Below are 23,436 nucleotides of genomic sequence, written 5' to 3'. Positions count from 1 at the left end.
GATAAATTCCGTTCTGTTTGAGCTGAACCAGCTCTGAAAACAGGGGACAGAGATACACTTAGACCGGTCGGAAAACGGTTTTTGTTCGAAGCTGAAACGTTGATGCAGGGGGGGTAGGCAATCAAAAATAGGCGGTAAGAGAGGCCACCATCTCCTGAGGGCTAGCGTTCTTTGGGCTGAGGTACTGAATTTTGTCTAGGCATTGCAGCAGATGGTCATTTCTCTTTTTAGACAAGTGTCCCAAAAAACATTACGGAACCCGTACTTGCTGTTCAAAAGGCCGCTAAAAATCGTATGGTTTTCAAGAGACGCCGCCCTTCTACAGCGGCTTTCGTCTAACGTTATTTGTGTTCGCAAGAGACTTGGCATTGTCTATGGCTTCCCCCACCATCGAATCGATTCTCCACGAAAACCGTCTGTTTTCGCCTGCCGATGGGTTTGTTCAAAACGCGTCCATCAAGAGCCTCGAAGAGTATCGGGCCCTAGCCGAACGAGCAGCGGCAGATCCAGCTCAGTTCTGGGCAGAACTCGCCAGTCAGGAGCTGCACTGGTTCAAATCTTGGGAGACGGTGCTCGACTGGCAGCCGCCCTTTGCAAAATGGTTTGTGGGGGGCAAAATCAACATTTCCTACAACTGTTTAGATCGCCACCTCACTACCTGGCGACGCAATAAAGCCGCCCTGATTTGGGAAGGGGAGCCGGGCGATAGCCGCACCCTGACCTACGCTCAGCTACACCGGGAAGTGTGCCAAGTAGCCAATGTGCTCAAGGGGTTGGGGGTACAAAAGGGCGATCGCGTCGGCATTTATATGCCCATGGTGCCTGAGGCGGCGATCGCCATGCTGGCCTGCGCCCGCATTGGTGCCCCCCACACCGTCATCTTTGGCGGTTTTAGCGCCGAAGCGTTGAAAGATCGCCTCAACGATGCTGAGGCCAAGGTCGTGATTACCGCCGACGGTGGCTTTCGCAAAGACAAGATTGTGCCGCTCAAAGCCGCGGTAGATCAGGCTTTGGCCGACGGTGGTGTGCCCAGTGTTGCCAGCGTGCTGGTGGTGCAGCGCACCAAGGCCGAGATCACCATGGTTGAAGGCCGCGACCACTGGTGGCACGAGCTCCAGGCCACAGCCTCGGCCCACTGCCCCGCCGAGGAAATGGATGCCGAAGACCTGCTGTTCATCCTTTACACTAGCGGCACCACGGGCAAACCCAAGGGGGTGGTGCACACCACGGGCGGCTACAACCTCTACACCCACACCACTTTTAAATGGACCTTTGACATCAAAGACACCGACGTTTACTGGTGCACGGCCGACGTGGGTTGGATTACAGGCCACAGCTACATTGTCTACGGCCCGCTGTCGAACGGGGCGACCACGGTGATGTACGAAGGGGTGCCCCGGCCCTCGAACCCCGGCTGCTTTTGGGATGTGATTGAGAAGTATGGCGTCACCATTTTCTACACCGCTCCCACTGCCATTCGCGCCTTTATTAAAATGGGCGACGAGTTGCCCAAGGCGCGAGATTTATCGTCGCTACGGCTGCTAGGTACCGTAGGCGAACCGATCAATCCCGAAGCCTGGATGTGGTATCACCAAGTAATTGGTGGCGAGCGCTGCCCAATTGTCGATACCTGGTGGCAAACAGAAACCGGCGGCTTTATGATTACGCCGCTGCCGGGGGCGATCGCCACCAAGCCCGGTTCCGCCACCCTGCCCTTCCCCGGCATCTTGGCCGACGTGGTAGATCTCGACGGCAACCCGGTGCCCCCCGGCGAAGGTGGCTACCTGGTGATCAAACACCCGTGGCCCAGCATGATGCGCACGGTTTACGGGGACGACGATCGCTACCGCCGCACCTACTGGGAACACATTGCTCCGGTCGATGGCCAATATCTATACTTTGCAGGCGACGGTGCTCGCAAAGATGCCGACGGCTACTTTTGGGTGATGGGTCGGGTAGATGACGTGATCAATGTGTCGGGCCATCGCTTGGGGACCATGGAGGTCGAGTCAGCGCTAGTTTCCCATCCGGCGGTGGCCGAGGCCGCTGTAGTGGGCCGCAAAGATGACCTCAAGGGCGAAGATATTTTTGCCTTTGTGATTTTGGAGGGTCACTACAGCGCCAGCGACGAGCTGAAGCAGGAACTCAAACAGCACGTGGTGAATGAAATTGGCGCGATCGCCCGACCCGGCGAAATTAGATTTGCCGATGCGCTACCCAAAACGCGATCGGGCAAAATCATCCGTCGCTTTTTGCGCAATTTGGCCAGCGGTGAGGCGATCGCAGGCGATGCCTCTACGATGGAAGATCAAAGCGTGCTCGACCAGCTTCGCCAGGGCTAACGCTCAGTCTAGGCTGCTTTAGATAGACTCAGCATTTCCTTAAAGAAAGGCGCGCCATTGCCACGCCCTAGGCAAGTACGGTGCGCCTTTCTCTCGCTAGTTTTTGAACCAATTGGTTGAGGGCACTTAAACCACTAGTTAAAACACCTTACCTAACGGAGTAAGCGCAGCGCTCCCTTGGCCTAGCAGTCCGCTACTGGAGCGCGGTACCTCTATCGACGGACAGCTTTATAGCTGCCCCTACTCAGTTTGGGCTGTTCTTGAAGAGGTTCCGTTCTTCAGGTAAGTTTTAACAGCAGATGGACATGATTCGGGCGGTCTCGAAACAGCGATTTTACGGTTACAAACCTGTAGCGAACTGCTTACAACTCAGATCAGAGAACCCAATTAGGCCTTTCTATCCGCCAAAACTGTGGCTTTAGCTCCCGGGACAAAACCTGTAGCGAATGAAAGTTTAGTTAGGCCAATGGCCTTCGTGAGTGTGAATCTTGTCTCGCCCTCGCCCCTAACCCCACAGGAGTCGGCGGTTCTAAATCTCTCAGAATTGGAGAATTTAGGAAGCTAAATGGTTTTAGCGATAAATTGCGGTTCGCTCTGGCCGAGTTACTGTCTTAGGGATTGCTTCAAAGGTCTTACCTTGAGTGAGTAAAAGGTTGAGAACCTCCTAAACTTTCACCTTTAGTGGAGGCATGAGCCTGCACACCTTTCTGTAGGGCAGGGAGATCAGCAGTGACTAACGTTACAACAAGTCTTTTCTCAAACCTTTCCAGTTCCTACCGTCCCTGAAACAAGAAAGCCGAGGGCTGAGGGGTTTTGCCTAAGCATTCAGCAAATCTAATTCCGATAAAAATAGGGTAGACGAGTAGTGGGGAGAATAAGGGAATGGCATTAATCAGCCATCAAAGACGACCAAGCTTGTCTAAATAATCGCTCACAAACTTGAGATATTCTGCCCACTAGGCAATGACAGAGTCTTAAGGCCTGACTTTTCTGAAGCTGCCCTACACCTGGCGTAGATAACGAGTGGACAAATAAAATCAGTAAAAGCCAATCTAAATCATTTATTTTTTAGGTGACAGCCTCTAATACCTTGACTATAATTAATTGTGCGAGTGGGCAGATTTATTTGCTATTATTCTTCTGCTATTCCGCAATGGTCGCCATCCTTATTTCCAGGAACGACCTGCCGTTTTTTAGCATTCGGCTTCCCGTCTTACACAAGGATTTTCCCTGACAATGGCAGAAAAACCAACTCCCCTGACCGGCAAAGCATTGCTCCAAAAGGTTAAAGACCTATCTAACCTAACGAAGCGTGAAACTGCCAAAGAATGTGGCTACTACACCCTGACCAAAGACAATCAGGTACGGGTCAATCTGTCCGGCTTTTACGATGCGCTGCTAGAGGCTAAAGGCATTAACCTTGATCCTGAAAGCAGTAAAGATGGCCGCGGTCGCGAACCCACATATCGGGTTAGCGTCCACAAAAATGGTCAGATTGTTATTGGTGCTACCTATACCCAAGAAATGGGCCTGAAGTCTGGCGACGAGTTTGAAATTAAGCTGGGCTACAAGCACATTCATCTGAAGCAGCTCGACGCCGACTCTGACGAAGAATAGTACTGGCTTACTATGGCAATTTCGTCGGTGAATATGTCTGCGATCGCGGATCTAGTTGTTTTTTTTTAAGCTGGTTAGCCTTAGGGATTCCAGCTTGCTTATTAGTTGCGCGCATCGCTCATGTGCCGCTCACCTACCCCGTTGCCCCACAGCATAAGCTGCCCCTGCTGCTGCCTTTATATCTGCTGGCTCCCGTAGCGGTGGAGGTGCATCGTCGCCTCGCCGATAGCACTTGGTCAGCCTACGGCATCGCTTGGGATTGGCCTTTTGCCAGAGCTGCCGCTGCCGGGTTTGGGGTAGCCGCTGGCGGTGTAGCCCTACTAGTGGCATTGCAGGTGGGGTTGGGCTGGCGGCGGTGGCAGCGGTCAGCCCAACCCGTTGCCTCAGGGGGAGCCAAGCTTTCCCCAATGGGCCAGGCCAACGACAACATCGACGCTCAAACAATCGCTAGTCCTTCGCCAGGAGTGGTGCTGCTCGCAGTGCTGCCCCTGGCGCTATTTGTAGGCTGGATTGAAGAACTGGTATTTCGCGGCGTGCTAGTCAATGGGCTGGGGCAAGCGCTGCCGGTGGGGCTGATGGCGATCGCCGTCTGCCTAATTTTTGCCCTTTCTCACCTAGTGTGGGATGGCCCCGCTGGAGCGCCTCAGCTGCCGGGGTTAGCCGTGATGGGGGCGGTGTTGCTGTTGGCTCGCTGGGCCGAGGGCGGCAGCCTTGGCTTGGCTTGGGGCCTACATGCCGGGTGGGTGTTTGCGATCGCCGCCATCGATGCCCTGGCCCTGCTGAAGCCCGGCAAAGATGGCCCAATTTGGCTAGTGGGGCTGCCCGATCAGCCGCTCACGGGTCTGCTGCCGCTGGGGTTGCTGGTGCTCACAGGGGTAGGGGTGTGGGCTTTGGGGTAAAGGGTTGGAAGGATAGGGAGATGCACGGGTAGGTGGTGCCTACATCGCCGGAATAATTAGGGGTGGTTCAGGGTAATGACAGTGATAGGGGTGAGAGGCTGCCAGCGGGTCAATGCCCCGACTTGAACCCCCTGCTGCACCTGAATTTGACGCAGCTCTATCGGCCAGGCAGTTCGACCGGCTGCGCTGCCGCTGGCCCAGGCCAGCACCGTGCTGATGTGCTCTAGGGTCGCCAAGGCCAGGACAATGCGGCCCTGGGGGCGGAGGCGCTGGGCACATTGATCAAGAATTTCAGCCAAGTGGCCGCCGCTGCCGCCAACAAAGATGCGATCGGGGTCGGGCAGGGCCGCCAAGGCCTCAGGGGCAGTTCCATAGATCGGGTGCAGGTTGGCGTTACCCAGACGACGCTGGTTTTGCTGAATTAAGCCGTGGCCGGCGGCGGTTTTCTCAATGGCATAGACCTGGGCTGTGGGGCAGAGACGGTTGATTTCAACGCTGACGGAACCGGTACCGGCCCCAATATCCCAAATAGTCTGCCCTGGCCTTGGGTCTAGGTCAGCCAAAATTTGAATACGAATGTCGCGCTTGGTGATTAGGCCGGGGCGATCGCTGAAGGTAGCAAAGGCGCGATCGGGCAGGCCAATCAGCGGCAGGGTCTCTGGATCGAGCCACTCCTCGCAGTGCCGCTGGAGCACCACCACGTTGAGAGCCGCGAAGGTTTTGCCCGCCGTAGTTTCAGGTGTCAAATGGTGGATGGTTTCAGTGTCATCCCCCAAATTCTCACAGACCACTAGACGATAGCTATAGGGCAGCCCCAGCGTGAGAATCAGCTGACCGAGGGCAGTCGGATTGTGGGTTGGGTCGGTGAGTACCGCAATCAACGCATCCCCTCGCCGCAGGGCCGTAGTGAGTTCTTCAGTGGAGCGGCCGTGGGCACTAATCAGCGTTGCCCCCTGCCAGGGAAGTTTGAGCCGATTAAAGGCCAGCTGCACCGCACTGAGGTGGGGGTGAAAGGTTAAGCTCTCAGCGGGTAAGTGGTCGAGCAGCAACCGCCCCAGGCCAAAAAAGAGCGGGTCGCCAGAGGCCAAAACCACGGCAATACCAGGTTTAGCAGTGTCTAGCCACTGACGGAGGCGATCGAGAGTTGCCTTTAGATCTCCTAAGACCCAGGTTTCTGCCAACCCGTCGGGAAAGTAGCTGAGATGTCGGGGGCTGCCAACCAGCACCGCCGCTTGGTCAATGATTTGCAGCAGTTTGGGCGATAGCCCCTCTCGGCCATCTAACCCTACCCCCACTACCTGAATTGGGGTCATGGCCGCTGCTCCCAGGCCAGCACCAGCAGGGCATTGAGAATGGCCGCAGCTACAGGCGACCCCCCTTTGCGGCCCTCCACTCGAATCTGGGGCACCGAGGTCTGAGCCAGGCGCTGTTTTGAGGCTTCGACCGCCACAAAGCCGACCGGAGCACCGATGACTAAAGCGGGATGGGCCTGGGCGGTGGCGATGCGATCGCAGAGCGCCATCAGCGCCGTCGGCGCATTGCCGATCACCACCAACGCGTTGGGATATTCCTCCAAACACCGCAGCAGCCCGGTTTCCGTGCGGGTACGGCCCTCCTCTGGTGGGTCCCCTGCCATCACGGCTGTCAGCAAAGGATTTTGAAACGTGCGCTCGACCATGCTCACTACCCCCTGGCGCACCATCGTCACATCTACAATAATTGGGCCGCCTTTTGAGAGATGTTGGGTCGCCGTTGCGATCGCCTCCTCGCTAAACCTGACTAACTCCTTAAACTCAAAATCAGCGGTACTGTGAATGACGCGCCGCACCACCGCGTACTCCGCCGGAGCAAACCCATGCTCGCCCACTTCTCGGTCAATCAGCGCAAAACTTTCTTCTAAGATAGGGCTCTGCCACAGCTGCACCATAAAATCCCTAAATAACCCCTAGCCCCAACAAACCATCCCAATCTCAGACGCCATCATCCCACACCCCACTCCCTCACCGTCCCCATCTTCCTCCACTTACTCATCTACGCACCCACCCATCCACTCATCCACTCACCCTCCCATGCCCGCCTACTACTTCTGGGGCGACGACGACTTTGCCCTCCAAAAGGCCGTCCAAACCCTGCGCCAGCGCACCCTGAACGAGGCCTGGGCCAGCTTTAATTACGATGTGGTGCCAGCAGAGGTCGCCAACGGCCCGTCTCAAGCCCTCAACCAGGCTATGACGCCTCCCTTTGGTGAGGGTCAACGGCTGGTGTGGCTAACGAATACCAACTTGGGGCAACGCTGCTCAGACGCTATTCTGGCCGAGTTTGAGCGCACTCTACCCCAGCTGCCCGACACTTCGGTGCTGTTACTAACCAGCACCGCTAAGCCCGATGGCCGGGCCAAATTCACGAAACTCTTTAAAACCTGGGGTGAGGTGCGCGAGTTTGCCACCATTCCCCCTTGGAAAACCGATCAAATTCGCCAGCAAGTCGCCGCCGTGGCCCAGGAGCGGGGTATGAGTCTGGAGTCTGGCACCCTCGATCTGCTAACAGAAGCAGTGGGCAACGACACCCGCCAACTTCATTTAGAGTTGGAAAAGCTGGCCCTTTACTGGGGGGCAAACCCACAGCCCATTCCCCCCGCAGTGGCCGCAGAGCTGGTGACGGTGTCAACCCAGACCAGCCTCAAGCTAGCTCAGGTCATTAAGCAGGGCGATACCTCTACTGCCCTGGGGTTAGTTAATGACCTGCTCGATCGCAACGAGCCCGCCCTTCGCATTGTGGCCACCCTGGTCAGCCAGTTTCGGCTCTGGCTGTGGCTTAAGGCCTTAGTCGGGGTAGCCAGCGATGCCGAGGTGGCGGCGGCGGCAGAGATCGCTAATCCCAAGCGAATTTACTTCTTAAAACAGGAGGTGCGATCGCTGAGTCTCACCCAATTGCAACGGAGTTTGCCTTTGCTACTAGAATTAGAGTCTGATCTAAAGCAGGGCCGGGATGAACGCGCTACTCTACACACAAAAGTGATAGAACTTTGTCGGTTGTTTAGGCCCGGTGGTGCCTAGCCTCACCGCTGGAACTCACAGGGGCGCTGTCCCGTCTGGGCTGTGAGATTCGAGCGATCGCGCCGAGGGTGGCGTTTACCCAAAAAGAGTCTTACTTTAAAAGCCTTCTTTTTTGTTGGAGCACAGGGCCATTCTGGTTGATACCAGCACAGGAGATATACCCATAATGATTCACTTATTGACTTACCCTTTATCTGTTCACCGTCGCACCCTGGTCTTGGCCGCTGCGATCGCCAGCTTAACTGTGCTAGCCGGTGGCGCAGGCGTTTCTATTCCCATGGCCACGGGCAACGTCACCTTGGGAAGCGCCGCTTGGGCCCAAAACGGTTCGGTTTCGTCTGACGATATAACGGGCTACGCCGCCTCGGTGCTTGAGATGGAGGCCCCACGCAACGAGGCCTTAAGCCAAATCAAGACCTTGCTAACCGGCACCAGCCACGACATCAGCAGCATCGATTTGTCCTGCAAAGGCGCCGCCAATCTCAACCAGCTGCCCCGCAGCCTGCGCAGTGACGTGCGCACTATCATCGTCAATTACTGCAACCAGGCCAGGACCATCGTGCAGTCCAACGGGATCACGACGGAGGACTTCAACAGAATCACGGCCGCCTATCCCCAAGACCCAGCCCTGGCCGAGCAAATTCGGGCAGCGATGGTACAGCTCCAGCAACAATCTGCCAACGGCACTGAATAATGCAGTTTATTGATCAGGCTGAAGTTGAAGTAATTGCTGGCGACGGCGGCGATGGCACCGTCGCCTTTCGGCGCGAGAAGTACGTTCCCGCTGGCGGGCCAGCGGGGGGCAACGGTGGCCCCGGTGGCTCAATCTACCTGCGGGCTACCCAGCAGCTTCAAACCCTACTCGATTTTCGCTACGCCCACCGCTTTAAGGCCGACGATGGTCAGCGGGGTGGCCCCAAAAACATGACCGGTGCCGCCGGAGTCGATCTATACCTCGATGTTCCCTGCGGCACCGCTATCTACGATGTGGCCACTGATCAGCTGATGGGTGATTTAGTCGAGCCTGGCCAGCTCCTCTGCGTGGCCCAGGGCGGCAAGGGTGGACTGGGAAACCGCCACTTTCTCAGCAACCGCAACCGCGCCCCAGAGCACGCCCTGCCTGGATTGCCGGGTGAAGAGCGGCGGTTGCGCCTAGAGCTTAAGCTGCTGGCCGAGGTCGGCATTGTCGGCTTACCCAACGCGGGCAAGTCAACCCTAATTTCAGCCCTGTCGGCGGCGCGGCCCAAAATTGCCGACTATCCGTTTACGACTCTCATTCCCAATTTGGGGGTGGTGCGCCGGCCCTCGGGCGACGGCACCGTGTTTGCCGACATCCCCGGCCTTATTGAAGGGGCACACCAGGGGTTAGGGCTAGGCCATGAGTTTTTGCGCCACATTGAGCGCACTCGACTGCTGCTGCATGTAGTCGACGCTACCGCCGAGCAGCCGGTGGAGAACTTCCACACCATCCAGCAGGAGCTTGCGGCCTACGGACGCGACCTAAGCGATCGCCCCCAAGTTTTGGCCCTCAACAAAGTCGATGCCCTCACCCCTGAAGCCCTAGCCGAGCTGATCCATCAGTTCGAAACGCTGGTGCCGGGGCCGGTATATGGCATTTCGGCCGTAGCCGGCACGGGTTTAGGCCCCATGCTACAGCAGATTTGGGATCTGCTTGACCAGGCCAAAGCAGCGGCAGCGGCAGCCGCTGCCACGACTGTCTTTGCCGTACCTCAAGACTGAGTCCGATCGCAATCTCAGCACCAGCGCCTGTACCCAGAACCCACCAACGGTACGTAAAGATACCGTCTGCCCCCATCTACCGTTACTTCAGCCATCCCCCACGGGCATGCTAAGCCTGTGTTTCATCAGGGGTTGGGCTTGGCCATGAGCGTTTCTGTGTTTCCAGTGGTGCCCGAGGGTAAAGCGGCGAATGAAGCGGCCATTCCCCCGCAAATCTGGCCCTGTTGTTCTCTCCAAGGTCTGTCCTGGGTTGAGCGCCAGCAGCGGCGCAGCCAGGCGATCGCGACCCTTGAGCTCAGTTCACCCAGCAGCATCCCAGCCTGGGAAGAAGCCGTTCAAATGGCGGCTCGCTTCCTTGGTGTACCCATCGCTGTGGTCACCTTGGCCGACAGCCAAACCGAGTACGTGCGAGCCGCCCATGGACTGTCATCCCTAGGAGTAGGCAACCCCCTATCGCAGCAGCGTCAGCTTTCCCTCGTGGAGGGGTTTGGGGTCTACATTCTCGATAGCGAGCAACCCCTGCTGGTGACCGACACACTTGAAAACCCAGTCCTGGCTCAAGGCAATTTAGCCATGGCCTACGGCATTAGAGCCTATGGCGGAGTCCCGCTTATGACTGGTCAGGGCACCTGCATCGGCACCCTAGCCGTCATGGATGTGCAGCCGAGAGCGTTCACCGCCCAAGAGCTGGGGTTTCTAGCCATGGCGGCTCGCTGGGGCATGAGCGAGTACGAACGCCATCGAGCCACCTACCTGATTCCTGCCCCTCAGGCTCCCTTAGAATCTCTGGTGGATCGGGTGCACCTCAACCTGATTAGCCAGCTCACCCAGGAGCTACGCAGCCCCCTGACCACGGTGCTCGGCATGACCACCATGCTCAGCCGAGAAATCTATGGCCCCCTCACCCCCAAACAACGGGAATACACTGACATTGTGCACCGTAGCAGCCAGATTCTGATGGCTCTGGTAGAAGAACTCATCGACCTCAACCCACTAGAGACCGAACGCTTCGACCTGGTGCCGACCGCTGTTGATATTGAAGCCCTGGGTCAGCAGGTGTTGACAACCCTGGCCCCCCTGGCCGAAGCCAGCGCCCAAACCCTCAGTCTCTCTGTAGAACCCGGCGAAAGCCAGTGGATTCTGGACCAGCGCGTGGTCAAGCAAATCTTATATCACCTAGCCTTCAGCATCATGCAGGTGGCCGGGGAAAACGGTGCTCTACGCATTCATGCCTGTCGGCGGGGCAAGACCCTGGCCCTGGCCCTGTGGCTATCTAATCCTTGGCTAGGGGAGGGGCTACCCCAGGAAGTAGTGACCGTACTCCAAGCTTCGCCAGTGACTCGTCAACCCCCTCGCTCTCTGCTCGGCATCTTACTGGGTCAGCACCTGGTGCAGCGCCACGGCGGACAGCTGGTCATCCAGGGAAATGGGGATAGCGACTGTCGGCTGATGGTGCTGTTGCCAGGGTTAGAGAGTACCAAAGCGCAGTCAGAGTTGGGGTACCCGGCTGCGACTGGGGTCGCCTGTCAACGGTAGACAGGGGCGAGTTTACGCAAGCTTAACCAAAATCCGACGTTTCCTTAAGCTAAGTCCGACACGATAGCGAAGTGGTGCAGACGCCGAGCCGCTAACTGGGCGACGGGTAAACGCCACGGTTGACGAGCACTCCCTGGGTTACGAGCTAGTCTCTATGGGAGGTGATCGACCGTGGTTCCCAGTCTGCCTGCGTCTGTTCACGCTCCGTTAGGCTGGCTGTGCTGTGCAAAAAATCTCCCCTGGTCGAGCGTCGTTGTCGACGGTGCAAGAGCGCATTTTAATTATTGACGACGAAGACCTGATCCGCGAAACCGTGGCCCTGGCGCTGACGGAGCAGGGCTATCAGGTGGTCACCGCCGAGTCGGGCCACCGCGCCCTAGAGCTAATGTTTCCACCAGCTGGAGATGGTTTCGCTGGCCTAGACATTGATTTGGCCATTGTTGACCTCATGCTGCCCGGCGTTAACGGGCTCGACATCTGTCGGATGATGCGCCACCACAATCTGGATATGCCGATTCTGATTTTGAGTGCCAAGGGAACCGAAATGGATCGGGTAGTGGGTCTGGAGGTGGGTGCCGACGACTACTTGCCCAAGCCCTTTGGCATGCGCGAACTCATTGCCCGCTGTCGCGCCCTGTTGCGGCGATACCAGTGGTCAGCGGCGCAGCCTGACAAAGCTACTTTGACCTACCGCGATATCGTGCTCCACGCTACGGAGTTTAGGGTGCTGGTGGCGGGGCAAGAGGTGAATCTATCGCCTAAGGAGTTTCGCATTTTAGAGCTGTTTATGCAGAGCCCTAACCGGGTCTGGTCGCGGGAAGAGCTGATTCAGACCGTGTGGGGAGCCGATTTTGTGGGCGATCGCAAAACCGTAGATGTGCACATTCGCTGGCTGCGAGAAAAAATTGAGCACGACCCAGCACACCCGCAGTATGTAACGACGCTGCGGGGGTTTGGGTACCGGTTTGGGTAAGGGAGTGAGGCGGCGGATGGTTTCCCTTAGGGTGGCTGGAGGCGATATGATCGGTAAAGCTCAAGCTGCAATGGGAGATACGCCGTGCGAGAAATTTTGATTAGCTTAGGAATTTTGGCGGCCTGCTGCGTGGTGCTGCTGGTAGCTCAATTTACCAGCCCCCAACCCGAGGCCATGGCCGCAAATTTGGACACCCCTCAGGTGGTCGAAGCGGTCATAGCTGAGCCCGTCGCCCAACTTGCCCAGGCTGCTGCTGACCTAGTTCCTGCCAATGAGGATGCCTCGACTATGATGCCCGAAGAGACTTTAGTAACTACTGATTCTGGCCTACAGTACGTTGACGTTGTCGAAGGGACAGGGGCTATGCCCCAGCCGGGGCAGCGGGTTACGGTGCACTACACCGGTACTCTCGAAAACGGGACTAAATTTGACAGTTCCCGCGATCGCGGTCGCCCTTTCACCTTTCAAATTGGGGTGGGCCAGGTAATCAAAGGCTGGGATGAAGGAGTTGGCACCATGCGGGTGGGCGGTCAGCGCAAGCTGGTAATTCCTTCAGAGCTGGGTTATGGCAGCCGGGGCGCTGGGGGGGTGATTCCTCCCAACGCCACCCTGCTCTTTGATGTGGAACTGCTGCGTATCGGTTAGTCTTCCAGCGCAATTCCCCTAAGCAAGCCCTAGGATGCCGCGAAGCGTTCTAGGGCTTGCTGTAGATCTAAGGTCTCGGGCACCCGCAACCCAAATTCGTCGCTCAACACATCGTGCAGTTCGGTGGCAGTGGTCAACAGACGCTGCTCAGAGCGGTCGTCGAGATAGCGCGTGGTCAACTGATTGTTGAGCAGGGCATGGCGGTAGCCGTTCCCAGGCCGAGCCACAATTAGCGAGTTGACAAACAGCGATTGGGGATAGGTTGATACATACCAATTGCTCACTTCGTAATCGCAGCGCTGCTGTGCTTGCAGATCAAAGCAGTACAGCGGTTTCCACACCTGGTTGAGTTGGGCTTCTAAGCAGTAGGTCTGGCCAGCTACCGTGAGGCGGTAGGGTTCATGGGAGGTAGATTGCGGTCGCTCTGGCACTAGGGTAAGCGGTTCTGTCATTGTTAGACCGCCAAAGCCCACGTCGACGATGTACGAAGTCTCATCAATATCCACTTTCAGCAGCATGTGGCTGCGGGGCGTGATGATGTCCTTCGGCAGATTCCACCGCACGCGGGCGGCCAGGTTCGTGATCTGAAAGCCTAAGTCCACAAGCACCGATCGCAGCAGCAGATTTTGTTCAAAACAGTAGCCACCCCGCTGGTCGTGGATGAGTTTCTGCTGTAGATCTTCCAGCGCTAGGGAGACGGGCTGGTGAAAAAACGAGCTGAGATTCTCAAAGGCAATGGTGCTGGTGTGGCCCTGTTGAATGGCTTTGAGGGTATCTAGAGTAGGCGCGAGCTTCCCCTCCTGGAGAGCATTGCCCAGGTGCCCGCAGCCAATACGGTCAAAATAAGCCTTTAGATCGAGAGTCGCTGACTCTGTGTTGTCGAGGGAATCTTGTGCCATGGCCGTCGCTCCCAAACCAGCTCAAAAATTTTGTTGTCTCCCTCCGCCAACGACTTAGCAATAGTCAGCGTCAGGCGATCGCCTAGTCACTCTGATAGAGCACTGTCGCTCAGACCCAAGGGTCGAACCAGGATAGTGCCCGCCACTAAACGCCATGGAACTGACCTCAGCGGCCAGAGTCCTTGGATCGCTGGAAGTCTCGCAGGGCGCGCTGGGTTTTAGGCCCCGCGACCCCGTCTACCGGGCCGGGGTCATAGCCGCGCTTGGCCAACTGCTGCTGCACCTGACGAGCACCCTCGGCCAGGCTCTCATCTAGCTCTTCAAGCAGCTCCAAGGCTTTATCGCCGGGGTTAGCGGTCTGAGTGAGATCGAGCAGTTCGCGCAGCCGCGCCTTGAGATTTTCATTCACCGAGGCGTAGACCCGCGTGGCGCTACCCAGGCCAATGGCATGGTCGATGAAGTGGTCGGCTTCGTTGATCCAAAAGTCAAGGCGGCCATCGTCTTCGGCTAGGGCAAGCAGCTCGTCGAGGCGCTGGCTTTTGGCATCGCTCAGGCTGGGGCAAACCGCCAATCGGCAGTATTCTTGCACCAGAGCCAGACAGTCGGCGTCGGCAATGCCTGGAATTTGCTGCGTTAACGGTTCACCCATAGTCTGACTCGCCTATGTCGGTACGGTATTAACAAAGCATGCAACAAAGCTAGATCTGTAGTTTACCCGCTGCTAGACCGGCTCCACGAGGGGGAAAACCCCCAAAGGCGTTAGTGACCAGCCATCTTGTGGCCAATGTCGGCGACATTGGCCTGCTCAACAGGGCTCTCGTAGACAAACTGCCCCTCGCTAATCACCAAAATGCGATCGCTCAGGGCCAGCAGCTCGTCGAGATCTTCGCTCACCAGCAGCACCGCTACCCCCCGGTTGCGGGCCTCTACCAAAGCGTTGTGAATTTGATCTACGGCTTGAAAATCGAGGCCAAAACAGGGGTTGGCGGCAATCAGCAGGTTGACGTCGGGGGACGACAGTTCCCGCGCCAGCACCGCCCGCTGCACGTTGCCCCCCGACAGGTTTTGAATCGGGGTGTCGGGGGATGGAGTCCTGACGGAAAATGCCGCAATCAGCCCCTCGGCCGCCTTGCGGATGGCCCCGAGCCTAAGCCACAGGCGAGCGCGGGACTGGGGAGGGCGATCGAAGGTGCGCAAGGCCATGTTCTCAGCTACCGACATCCTAGGCACGCAGGCGTTGCGCAGGGGTTCCTCGGGCAGGGTGCAGACGCCGTGGCTAACCATTTCGCTCCGGGTGGCGCGGTAGGGGTCACCGTTGACCTCGATATGCCCATAGGTGGGCGATCGCTGCCCAGCCAGCGCCTCCACCAGCTCCCGCTGGCCGTTGCCCGAGACCCCAGCAATGCCGACAATCTCGCCGCTGTGCACTGTCAGGTCGAGGGGGCCAAAGGCGGGTAGGCCGTTGTCTTTGAGCGCCCCTAGGCCATGCACCGTCAGCACGGGATGGCGCTTTGCAATTGGGGCTTTATCGACCGACTTGGTCACCCGCTCGGCCCCCAGCATCATCCGGGCCATATCGGCCACGGTCAGGTCGGCTACGGCCCCGTGGCCCGCCAGATAGCCCTTGCGCAGCACCGTCACCTCATCGGTAAAGGCCAGCACTTCACGAAACTTGTGGGTGATCAGCAGCACGCTGAGGTGCCCCAACCGCACCTCCTGGCGCAGCAGACCCAGCACCTCGTCGGCCTCGTCGGGGGTGAGCACTGAGGTGGGCTCGTCCAAAATGAGAATGCGGCTTTGCAGGTAGAGCTGCTTGAGAATTTCGAGCTTTTGCTTTTGCCCAGCCGCCAGCTGACCCACGGGCGTGTCGAGGTCGACCTGAAAGGGCGATCGCTCCATAAAGGTGCGCAGGGATGCGTACTCGCGGTTCCAGTTGATGATTTGGGTGCGATCGTAGCGGCTGAGCACCAGATTTTCGGCCACGGTCATGGCGGGCACTGAGGTGAAGTGCTGGTACACCATGCCAATGCCGCAGCCGTGGGCATCCTTAGGGCTTTTGATGGGATAGATTTGGTCGTTCACCAAGATTTGCCCGGCGGTGGGCGAATAGAAGCCCATAATGCACTTTACCAAAGTGCTTTTACCGGCCCCATTTTCCCCCAGCAGCCCGTGGAAGGTACCGGGTTTGAGGGTGAGGGTGACGTCATTGAGAGCCACTAGGCTGCCAAACCGCTTAGTCATATTCACCACCTTGAGTTCGGGGGGTGGATTGAGGTGCAGCAGGGGCGGAGCAACGGTGGTCATGGGTAGCTCAGGCAGCTCGACGGGGAATTGCTAAGGGAAAACTAGATAAAACCAACGGGCCGCTCAGTTTAGGCCTAGGGCCTAAGATTGGGGGCATCATACCGCTATAGCCTGGCCGAGGGCTGTTAGCAAACGCTCATTTTCGTCAGCGGTGCGTATCGCCACCCGAAAGTAGTCTGCCCCTAGCTCAGGGAAACTTAAACAGTCGCGAATCAACAGCTGGTGGCTGCGCAGCACGGTCTCTTGCAGCACCGGAGCCGGAGTTGTAGTGCGCACTAGCAAATAGTTAGCCGCCCCGGCTAAAGGCCTTAGCCCAGGGATAGCCCGCAGTCCATGGAAAAGGCCGGCCCGGGCGGGGGGCAACCACTGCCAGGTGCGGGTTTGAAAAGCTTTATCTTGCACCGCCACGATCGCCGCCGCCGCCGCTAGGGCATTCACCGGCCAGGGGTCGCGCCAGCGCTGCCAGCGGCGCAGGCGGTCGGGGTGGCCCAGGGCGTAGCCAATGCGCAAACCCGGCAGAGTATAAAACTTGGTCAGCGATCGCAGCACCACCAAATTCGGGTAGCGATCGAGTTCGCCGATCAAGGATTGCTGCTGATCCGGCGGCACAAAATCCATAAAGGCCTCATCCACAATCACGGTGTCAGCGCGATCGAGCAGAGGTCTGAGGCTATCTATGCTGAATAAGCGGCCAGTGGGATTGTGGGGATTGTTGATTAAGATGCCTGCCCCCTCGACATCGGGCCACGAGACAGCGTTTTGAACGGTACCGTCCTCCGCAATCTCATCTAGAGAAAGCGGCCAGGGCTGCAGAGGAACCCCAAAGGCGGCCAAGGCGCGGCCATAGTCGCCAAAGGCCGGGGTTAACAGGTGACAGCCCACCGCAGCGGGCCCCTCAGCCAGATCTCGGGCAGCCCAGGTGAGCAGTTCAGCCGCCCCGTTACCCGGCAGCACCCAGTCGGCGGGCACCTGGTGGTAGCTTGCCAAAGCGCGGCGCAGGACAGCGTAGTCAGGGTCAGGATAGTGGCGCAGCTGCCCCAAGGCCTCGGCCATAGCTAGAACTACCGATGCAGGCGGCCCTAGGGGATTAATGCTGGCCGAAAAGTCTGTAAGAGAATCGGGGGAACAGTTGGCGATCGCAGCCGCCCAGGCCAGGTTTCCCCCGTGAACGGGTCGAATTGAATCTGTGGGAGCAGACGGGATGAAAGTCAAGGGAGTGGTTACTTGGCCACTTTTTCTTTGAACAGTTTGCCAGCGGAAAATGCAGGTACCTTGGTTGCCGGAATCACCATGGTGTCGCCGGTTTTGGGATTGCGCCCTTCCCGCTCTTTGCGTTCGCGGCGCTCAAAGGAGCCAAACCCTACTAGGGTGACTTTTTCGCCTGTAGCAACAGCTTCCATAATGGCGTCAATGGTGGCCGTAATCACCGAGTCAACGTCTTTTTTGGTCATAGACTTATCGCCGGCAGAGGCTTTCTCAGCCACCTTATCAACGAGTTCAGCTTTGTTCATAACTGTCTCCTATGGGCAAAGAACACTGGGATAGCAGCCGCAATCTGACGATAGACCCAGAGCACGTACAACGGCCCCGGCAGCCAAAACGGCTGAAACCCCTGTCAATTCAGAATTTCACTGCCCCATTCTAAGGGCATCCCTAGAAAAGTGGATCGCCAAAAGCTTTAATTTATGTGGATTCCGGGGTTTTTTAAGAAATCTAAACAACTAAAAGCCCTAGACCACTGCTGTTGAGTGGCCTAGGGCAACGTTCAAAGCCCCTGCCCGTCAAGGGATACAGAGGTTTAGCGTCGGCCTAGCTGGCGGGGTGGCCCGACCAGTTAACCCAGTCCTGGGGCTTGAGAAATACGTCGTATAGCCGTGCCTCAGGGCTCTCAGGCGCGGGGGTGTAGCCGTACTCCCAGCGCACCAGCGGAGGCAGCGACATCAAAATCGACTCGGTGCGCCCGTTGGTTTGCAGACCAAAGATCGTGCCCCGGTCATACACCAGGTTGAACTCGACATAGCGACCCCGGCGGTAGAGCTGAAACTGCCGCTGGTGGTCGCTGTACTCTGTAGCGTGGCGACGCTCCACGATAGGCACGTAGGCGGGCAAAAAGGCGTTGCCGCAGTCACGGGAGAAGTTGAACAGATCGTCCCAGTTGCGAGGGGGCAGTTCGCCAATGCCCTGACTAGTTTGGTCGGCGGCTTTACCTGCGTCTGGGCCTCGGTAGAGCATTCCCTGACCATCCTGGTAATCAAAGAAAATGCCGCCCACGCCCCGGGTCTCGCCGCGGTGCTTGAGGTAGAAGTACTCGTCACACCAGGGCTTAAAGACCTGATAGTAATTGGGGTTATGGCGATCGCAGGTATCCTTCAGCGTCTGGTGAAAGTGCACCACGTCTTCGTCGAAGGGGTAGTAGGGGGTGAGGTCGATGCCGCCGCCAAACCACCAGACCGGGCCGGCCTCAAAGTAGCGATAGTTGAGGTGCACCGTAGGAATGAACGGGTTGCGGGGGTGCAGCACCATGGAGGTGCCAGTGGCATAGAAACGGTGACCCGCCGCCTCGGGGCGCTGCACTAAAATCGACGGCGGCAGGTGGTCGCCCCAAACTTCAGAAAAGTTAACGCCCCCCTGCTCAAAGATGTTGCCCTGCTTGATCACGCGCGATCGCCCGCCGCCGCCCTCGGGCCGCTCCCAGGCGTCTTGCTGAAATTGGGCACCGCCATCGAGGGCCTCTAGCTTTTGACAAATGCTGTCTTGCAGCTGCTTCAGCATGGCGCTGACGCGATCGCGAGAATCTGTCGGGGGTGCGGTGGTGGCAGCAGCGGGCTTAGAAACAGGGGTGGTGGTCATGGGCGTAGAGAAAACAATATGTTATGTCGGCACCGGGTCGAATATGTCACACTGTGGAATGGCCAAGCAGGGTTTGCGGATCCAATTTTTCTCCCGCCGCCTGCATTTTGCCTGATGGCCGTCTAGGCAGTTTGGCCTTAGCAACACTATGTCACGGTACCCAGTTTTCACACGCTACCGTGAAACCCGACCCAACACCAACCTCATCCGCCAGGTTGAGAAAAATGTTTAGAAACGCAACGTTCTGTAACGACAGTTCGGCCTAGCCCAGCCTTTTTTGCCCCTGTAACGCCCACCATGATCGTCTTGCCAGTCCCCTTAGCCCGTTATGGTCTCCAGGCTCCAGCCCAGCAGGCCAGCGATGGAAGGCGTCGCCATGTTTAGCGTCGAGCGTTTTCCCCGTCCGTTTTTGACCCTGCTACACCTGATCCATCGCTGGGTGCAGGTGCAGCAGCAGCTAGAGAAGTCTTACTTAATTGTGAGCACCGCCTCGGTCGAGACCCTCTGGCAAACGATCATGAACCTGGCAGACGTCTCCTGGCACCCGCTGCTGACCAGCACCAACGCGCCCCTAGGGTTAAAACCTAAGCCGGGGCTAATCTACCGAGCGTTTACTAAAATTTGCCCCATTCCCGTAAAGATTTTTGTGGAGCGGGTGCAGCCCCATGAGTTGATCAGCGTGCGGGTACTGCCTATCCCCGGATTGGAAGAGCGGGTCACCTACCACCTCAAATCCACTGTGCGGGGTACTCAGATTTCCTACTCGGTCACTCTACGGGGGTGGTTGTCGCCGCTAGCTTGGTCACTGCTGCGCCCCTACGCCGCCAAGGTGGCCTCAGCCCTGGCCGAAGCCGCTGAGCACCCCAATCTACTCAGTGGACCCAACTCTCGCTTTCAAGTTTGGTAGCACCGCTTGCCCTAAGCACTTGTGCTCAAGGGGCGACCGGGCAGCTTAAGATAGGGGATGGTTTGCTCAATCTTGCGCTAGGCGGGATGAGCAGCGGTGAGTAATGCCCACCCTACCGATCGCCAACCATTGCTTACCAGGGTTGGTGATCCAAAGCCGTCTATTGTCGATGTCGTCCATTCTTTAACTTGCTGGCCACTCCCCCAACTCCATGAGCCCAACCCTCTCCGAAGCTTCTGTTTTAGACGTGCTGCGCCCGGTGCAAGACCCGGAGCTGCAAAAAAGCCTGGTCGATCTCAATATGATCCGCAACGTGGCGATCGCAGACGGCACCGTCAGCTTCACCTTGGTGCTGACTACCCCCGCCTGCCCCCTGCGCGAGTTCATTGTTGAAGACTGCCAGAAAGCCGTGCGATCGCTGCCGGGGGTGGAGACGGTAAAGGTAGATGTCACCGCCGAGACGCCCCAGCAAAAAGCCCTGCCCGATCGCACCGGCATCGGCGGCGTCAAAAATATCATTGCCGTTTCCAGCGGCAAGGGCGGCGTGGGCAAGAGCACCGTGGCCGTGAATCTGGCCGTTTCCCTAGCGCAAATGGGCTCAAAAGTCGGTCTGATCGATGCCGATATTTACGGCCCCAACGCGCCGATCATGATGGGCCTGACCGAGGCCCAGGTGGTGGTCAAGCAGGGGGAAGTGCTAGAGCCCGCCTTTAACCACGGCGTCAAGATGGTGTCGATGGGCTTTTTAATCGATCGCGACCAGCCGGTAATCTGGCGCGGCCCCATGCTCAACGGCATTATTCGCCAGTTTCTCTACCAGGTGGAGTGGGGCGAGTTGGACTATTTAATTGTGGATTTACCCCCCGGCACGGGCGACGCCCAGCTCACTCTGGCCCAGGCGGTGCCTATGGCCGGGGCGGTGATTGTCTCAACCCCTCAGTCGGTGGCGATTTCCGACGCTCGCCGCGGGCTGAAAATGTTCCAGCAGCTCAAGGTGCCGGTGCTGGGCATTGTCGAAAACATGAGCGTGTTTATTCCCCCGGACGCACCCGAGAAGCGCTACGACATCTTTGGCTCTGGCGGTGGCGAGCTGCTGTCTAAAGAACTGGACCTGCCGGTACTGGGCTGCATTCCCCTGGAGATGGCGGTGCGCGAGGGCGGCGACCAGGGCATTCCCATTGTGGTGCAGCACCCTGACTCGGAGAGCGCCAAGGCGCTGCGGGCTATGGCCCAGCAGGTGGCAGCTCGGGTGTCGGTAGCGGCGTTGGCGTCTTAGGTATGGGGTATAGGGTTTGAGGTATAGGGTTCAAGGATTTTCCCTGCACCTTAAACCCTATACCCTGCACCTTCTACCGCTTGTTCTTGGCATAATCAATTGGGCGAACTGGTAGGCAACGGCGATGTTTTTAACCGATGCGCAAAAGCAGTGGCGATCGCTGGCGGTGGGCTGGCAGGGTATCGATTGGGTGCTGGTGGCGCTGCCCGTGGCGCTCACGGCCTTTGGGGCGGTTGTCATTCATAGTATTCAGCGCAACACGGTTGACGGCAACTATGGCTTAAACCATGGCGTGCTAGGACTGATTGGCCTGAGCATTGCCCTGTGGGTGTCCCGCAGTCGCTACGAGCACCTGCTCAACTGGCAGTGGATTATCTACGGCATCGTCAACCTGCTGCTGGTGGCGGTGATGTTTATCGGCACCGTGGGCGGCGGTGCCCAGAGCTGGATTGCCCTAGGCGGCTTCTACGTGCAGCCCTCCGAGTTTGCCAAGCTGAGCATCATCATTACCCTGGCGGCGATGCTCAGCCGCCGCGACGCCTCTACGCTTTGGGGAGTCGGTAGTGCGATCGCCGTCATTGTGCTGCCGTGGATACTGGTCTTTGTGCAGCCTGACCTGGGAACTTCGCTGGTGTTTGGGGCGATTACCATAGGCATGCTCTACTGGGCCAACTGCAACCCCGGCTGGCTGGTGCTGTTTGTGTCACCCCTGGTGGCGACAATTCTATTTCACCTGGTGCTGCCCGGCTGGCTGGTGTGGAGTCTGTCCATGGGGCTAACGGCCTGGTTTACGCTGCCCTGGCGCTGGTTTAGCACCGTGGTCGCCACGGCGGTGAACCTGATTGCAGGCAAGCTGGGGGATATACTCTGGAGCCTGTTGCAGGACTACCAAAAAGATCGTCTGGTGCTGTTTCTCGACCCCGATAAAGATCCGTTGGGGGGCGGCTACCACCTGATTCAGTCGCGTATTGCCATTGGGGCAGGCAAGATCTGGGGTCAGGGTCTGGGCCACGGCACCCAAACTCAGCTCAACTTTATTCCTGAGCAGCACACCGACTTTATTTTTTCGGCGGTGGGCGAAGAGTGGGGCTTTGTGGGTTCGATGGTGGTGATTCTCACCTACTGGCTGGTCTGTTACCGCCTGGTGATTATTGCCCAAAACGCCAAGGACGACTTTGGTTCACTCCTGGCGATTGGGGTGTTGTCGATGATCGTGTTTCAGGTGGTGGTCAATATTGGCATGACCATCGGTTTGGCACCGATTACTGGTATTCCGCTGCCCTGGCTGAGCTACGGGCGATCGGCGCTGCTGACGAACTTTATTGCCCTGGGCATGGTGGAGTCGGTGGCAAACTTTCGCCATCGCCTGAAGTTTACGGATTAGGGCGATCGCAGGCACTCTCCACTCTCTCCATTACCCTGCCGGAGAACCCCGTCAGCGCTGAACTGAGCAACCGGGATGGTTGCTCAGTGTAGAAAGCGGCAGATTGTGGAGCCGTCTCTATAGGCTCTCAAACAGGAGTTGGTCTAGCTAGTTTACCTTTTGGCTACCGTTCCCGTTGCCGCTTGAAACTGGATCGCCCTTAGCCTGCTTAACGTAATTTTGCAGGGTGGTAATGGAGCGATAGTTGCTCTCTACGAACTTAGGCACAAGGCTCAATCGAGTGACGACTTTCTCCAAATGAGAAACGCGCCCTTCAAGGGCCGTTGTTTGTTGAACGGTAGGTTGAATCACCTGAAAAATTTTGTGCAGATTGGCGCGATGCTGCTCCTCTGCTGTTTCAGCTGTGGTTTCGATGGTGTTTAAGCGATCGCTCAACTCAGCAATTTGCTGGGTCGAGGTTTGGGCCCACTGCTGAAGGTGAGATTCGTTTTCTAGAGAAATCGCTAAAGTCTCTGAAAGTGTTCCCAGATCAACCTGTTGCAATATTCTTTCTACCTGGCTGAGGCGGCCATCGAGTTTGACCACCGCCTGATTGAGAAGTTGAATAGAGTCTTGCCAATCTGGAGTGCCTTGCAGGGTAGATTCAAGCTCCTGAAGACGGTTTTCAAGCAATGCAATTGACTGGGTGCGATCGCAAGCTTCCTCGATCAAACCGCTAAACTTTGCCAGCAACTGGTCTACCGCACTCGCTTCGGGCTCTACCAGTGGAGTATCGACACTGGCCACCTGCTCCTCATCGGGGTTCGCTGGGGGGGGCGACTCTGGCTTTGGCGAAGACGCTTGCGTTTCCATGGTTCGATTCACCAGACTGATCAACCATTTCGCCACCGCCATAATGGTTTCCTCAACCACCACCTGAGCCATAGACTCCGGTGGTGGGCTGGGGGAAACCGGCGAGGCTGCCATCGGCTGACAGTTTTGCGCTCTTTTTCCGATCAACAGTTGAGA

21 protein-coding genes are annotated in these 23,436 nt (G+C 57.5%); 12 read left to right on the top strand and 9 right to left on the bottom strand.

The annotated features are described in order from the left end of the window. The first annotated feature begins 374 nt into the window (after positions 1–374). From acs to H6F75_RS29055, 3 genes are all read left to right on the top strand, one after another. Positions 375–2,342, top strand: coding sequence for an acetate--CoA ligase (gene acs / locus H6F75_RS24320; protein ID WP_190755378.1), 1,968 nt, complete (start codon positions 375–377; stop codon positions 2,340–2,342). Positions 2,343–3,578: 1,236 nt separating this feature from the next. Further along, on the top strand, positions 3,579–3,959 hold the full coding sequence (locus H6F75_RS24315) for an AbrB family transcriptional regulator (protein WP_190755376.1): 381 nt from the start codon (positions 3,579–3,581) through the stop codon (positions 3,957–3,959). A gap of 122 nt (positions 3,960–4,081) precedes the next feature. Then, positions 4,082–4,858 (top strand): CPBP family intramembrane glutamic endopeptidase, encoded by a 777-nt coding sequence (locus tag H6F75_RS29055; protein WP_190755374.1) that lies wholly within the window; start codon positions 4,082–4,084, stop codon positions 4,856–4,858. A gap of 56 nt (positions 4,859–4,914) precedes the next feature. On the opposite strand, the gene cbiE is transcribed toward H6F75_RS29055, so the two are convergent. Beyond that, on the bottom strand, positions 4,915–6,171 hold the full coding sequence (cbiE, locus tag H6F75_RS24305) for a precorrin-6y C5,15-methyltransferase (decarboxylating) subunit CbiE (RefSeq protein WP_190755372.1): 1,257 nt from the start codon (positions 6,169–6,171) through the stop codon (positions 4,915–4,917). Continuing rightward, positions 6,168–6,785 carry a cobalt-precorrin-8X methylmutase gene (locus H6F75_RS24300; protein WP_190755370.1) on the bottom strand — a complete coding sequence of 206 codons (618 nt, stop codon included), beginning with the start codon at positions 6,783–6,785 and terminating at the stop codon, positions 6,168–6,170. The genes cbiE and H6F75_RS24300 overlap by 4 nt, the downstream gene beginning before the upstream one ends. Before the next feature lie 142 nt (positions 6,786–6,927). On the opposite strand from H6F75_RS24300, the gene holA reads away from it, so the two are divergent. The 6 genes from holA (at position 6,928) to H6F75_RS24270 (ending at position 12,808) form a co-directional block, all read left to right on the top strand. After that, the gene (holA, locus tag H6F75_RS24295; RefSeq protein WP_190755368.1) at positions 6,928–7,914 is read left to right on the top strand and encodes a DNA polymerase III subunit delta; all 987 of its coding nucleotides are present in this window, start codon (positions 6,928–6,930) and stop codon (positions 7,912–7,914) included. Positions 7,915–8,080: 166 nt separating this feature from the next. Next, complete coding sequence (locus H6F75_RS24290) at positions 8,081–8,608, top strand: DUF4168 domain-containing protein (protein WP_190755366.1); 528 nt, start codon at positions 8,081–8,083, stop codon at positions 8,606–8,608. Further along, positions 8,608–9,654, top strand: a complete 1,047-nt coding sequence (obgE, locus tag H6F75_RS24285) for a GTPase ObgE (RefSeq protein ID WP_190755364.1) — start codon at positions 8,608–8,610, stop codon at positions 9,652–9,654. Before H6F75_RS24290 ends, obgE begins: the two co-directional genes overlap by 1 nt. A gap of 144 nt (positions 9,655–9,798) precedes the next feature. Then, positions 9,799–11,190, top strand: coding sequence for a HAMP domain-containing sensor histidine kinase (locus H6F75_RS24280; protein ID WP_190755362.1), 1,392 nt, complete (start codon positions 9,799–9,801; stop codon positions 11,188–11,190). A 223-nt stretch (positions 11,191–11,413) separates the two neighbouring features. Continuing rightward, complete coding sequence (locus tag H6F75_RS24275; RefSeq protein ID WP_190755360.1) at positions 11,414–12,163, top strand: winged helix-turn-helix domain-containing protein; 750 nt, start codon at positions 11,414–11,416, stop codon at positions 12,161–12,163. A gap of 84 nt (positions 12,164–12,247) precedes the next feature. Continuing rightward, complete coding sequence (locus H6F75_RS24270; RefSeq protein WP_190755359.1) at positions 12,248–12,808, top strand: FKBP-type peptidyl-prolyl cis-trans isomerase; 561 nt, start codon at positions 12,248–12,250, stop codon at positions 12,806–12,808. A gap of 29 nt (positions 12,809–12,837) precedes the next feature. Here the strand turns inward: H6F75_RS24270 and H6F75_RS24265 are convergent, their stop codons facing one another. The 6 genes from H6F75_RS24265 to hemF all read right to left on the bottom strand — a co-directional run bounded on the left by H6F75_RS24265 (position 12,838) and on the right by hemF (position 18,861). After that, the gene (locus tag H6F75_RS24265; RefSeq protein ID WP_190755357.1) at positions 12,838–13,707 is read right to left on the bottom strand and encodes an arylamine N-acetyltransferase; all 870 of its coding nucleotides are present in this window, start codon (positions 13,705–13,707) and stop codon (positions 12,838–12,840) included. Positions 13,708–13,873: 166 nt separating this feature from the next. After that, positions 13,874–14,356, bottom strand: coding sequence for a peptidoglycan-binding domain-containing protein (locus tag H6F75_RS24260; RefSeq protein WP_190755355.1), 483 nt, complete (start codon positions 14,354–14,356; stop codon positions 13,874–13,876). Between the two features lie 110 nt (positions 14,357–14,466). Further along, complete coding sequence (locus H6F75_RS24255) at positions 14,467–16,011, bottom strand: ABC transporter ATP-binding protein (RefSeq protein ID WP_190755353.1); 1,545 nt, start codon at positions 16,009–16,011, stop codon at positions 14,467–14,469. Between the two features lie 96 nt (positions 16,012–16,107). Further along, complete coding sequence (gene cobD / locus H6F75_RS24250) at positions 16,108–17,223, bottom strand: threonine-phosphate decarboxylase CobD (RefSeq protein ID WP_199304114.1); 1,116 nt, start codon at positions 17,221–17,223, stop codon at positions 16,108–16,110. A gap of 8 nt (positions 17,224–17,231) precedes the next feature. Continuing rightward, the gene (locus tag H6F75_RS24245; RefSeq protein ID WP_073609394.1) at positions 17,232–17,522 is read right to left on the bottom strand and encodes an HU family DNA-binding protein; all 291 of its coding nucleotides are present in this window, start codon (positions 17,520–17,522) and stop codon (positions 17,232–17,234) included. Positions 17,523–17,820: 298 nt separating this feature from the next. Continuing rightward, positions 17,821–18,861, bottom strand: a complete 1,041-nt coding sequence (hemF, locus tag H6F75_RS24240) for an oxygen-dependent coproporphyrinogen oxidase (protein WP_190755351.1) — start codon at positions 18,859–18,861, stop codon at positions 17,821–17,823. Positions 18,862–19,276: 415 nt separating this feature from the next. On the opposite strand from hemF, the gene H6F75_RS24235 reads away from it, so the two are divergent. From H6F75_RS24235 to rodA, 3 genes are all read left to right on the top strand, one after another. Beyond that, positions 19,277–19,768, top strand: coding sequence for an SRPBCC family protein (locus H6F75_RS24235; protein ID WP_190755435.1), 492 nt, complete (start codon positions 19,277–19,279; stop codon positions 19,766–19,768). A 211-nt stretch (positions 19,769–19,979) separates the two neighbouring features. Then, on the top strand, positions 19,980–21,044 hold the full coding sequence (locus tag H6F75_RS24230) for an Mrp/NBP35 family ATP-binding protein (RefSeq protein WP_190755349.1): 1,065 nt from the start codon (positions 19,980–19,982) through the stop codon (positions 21,042–21,044). Between the two features lie 124 nt (positions 21,045–21,168). Continuing rightward, positions 21,169–22,428, top strand: a complete 1,260-nt coding sequence (gene rodA / locus H6F75_RS24225; protein WP_190755348.1) for a rod shape-determining protein RodA — start codon at positions 21,169–21,171, stop codon at positions 22,426–22,428. A 147-nt stretch (positions 22,429–22,575) separates the two neighbouring features. Here rodA and H6F75_RS24220 read toward each other — a convergent pair whose 3' ends face one another. After that, on the bottom strand, positions 22,576–23,394 hold the full coding sequence (locus H6F75_RS24220) for a hypothetical protein (protein ID WP_190755347.1): 819 nt from the start codon (positions 23,392–23,394) through the stop codon (positions 22,576–22,578). Positions 23,395–23,436: the final 42 nt, after the last annotated feature.

Source organism: Nodosilinea sp. FACHB-131 (assembly GCF_014695395.1).
In the GTDB taxonomy this organism is placed as follows: Bacteria; Cyanobacteriota; Cyanobacteriia; order Phormidesmidales; family Phormidesmidaceae; genus Nodosilinea.
This window is presented reverse-complemented; position numbering and strand designations above follow the sequence as displayed.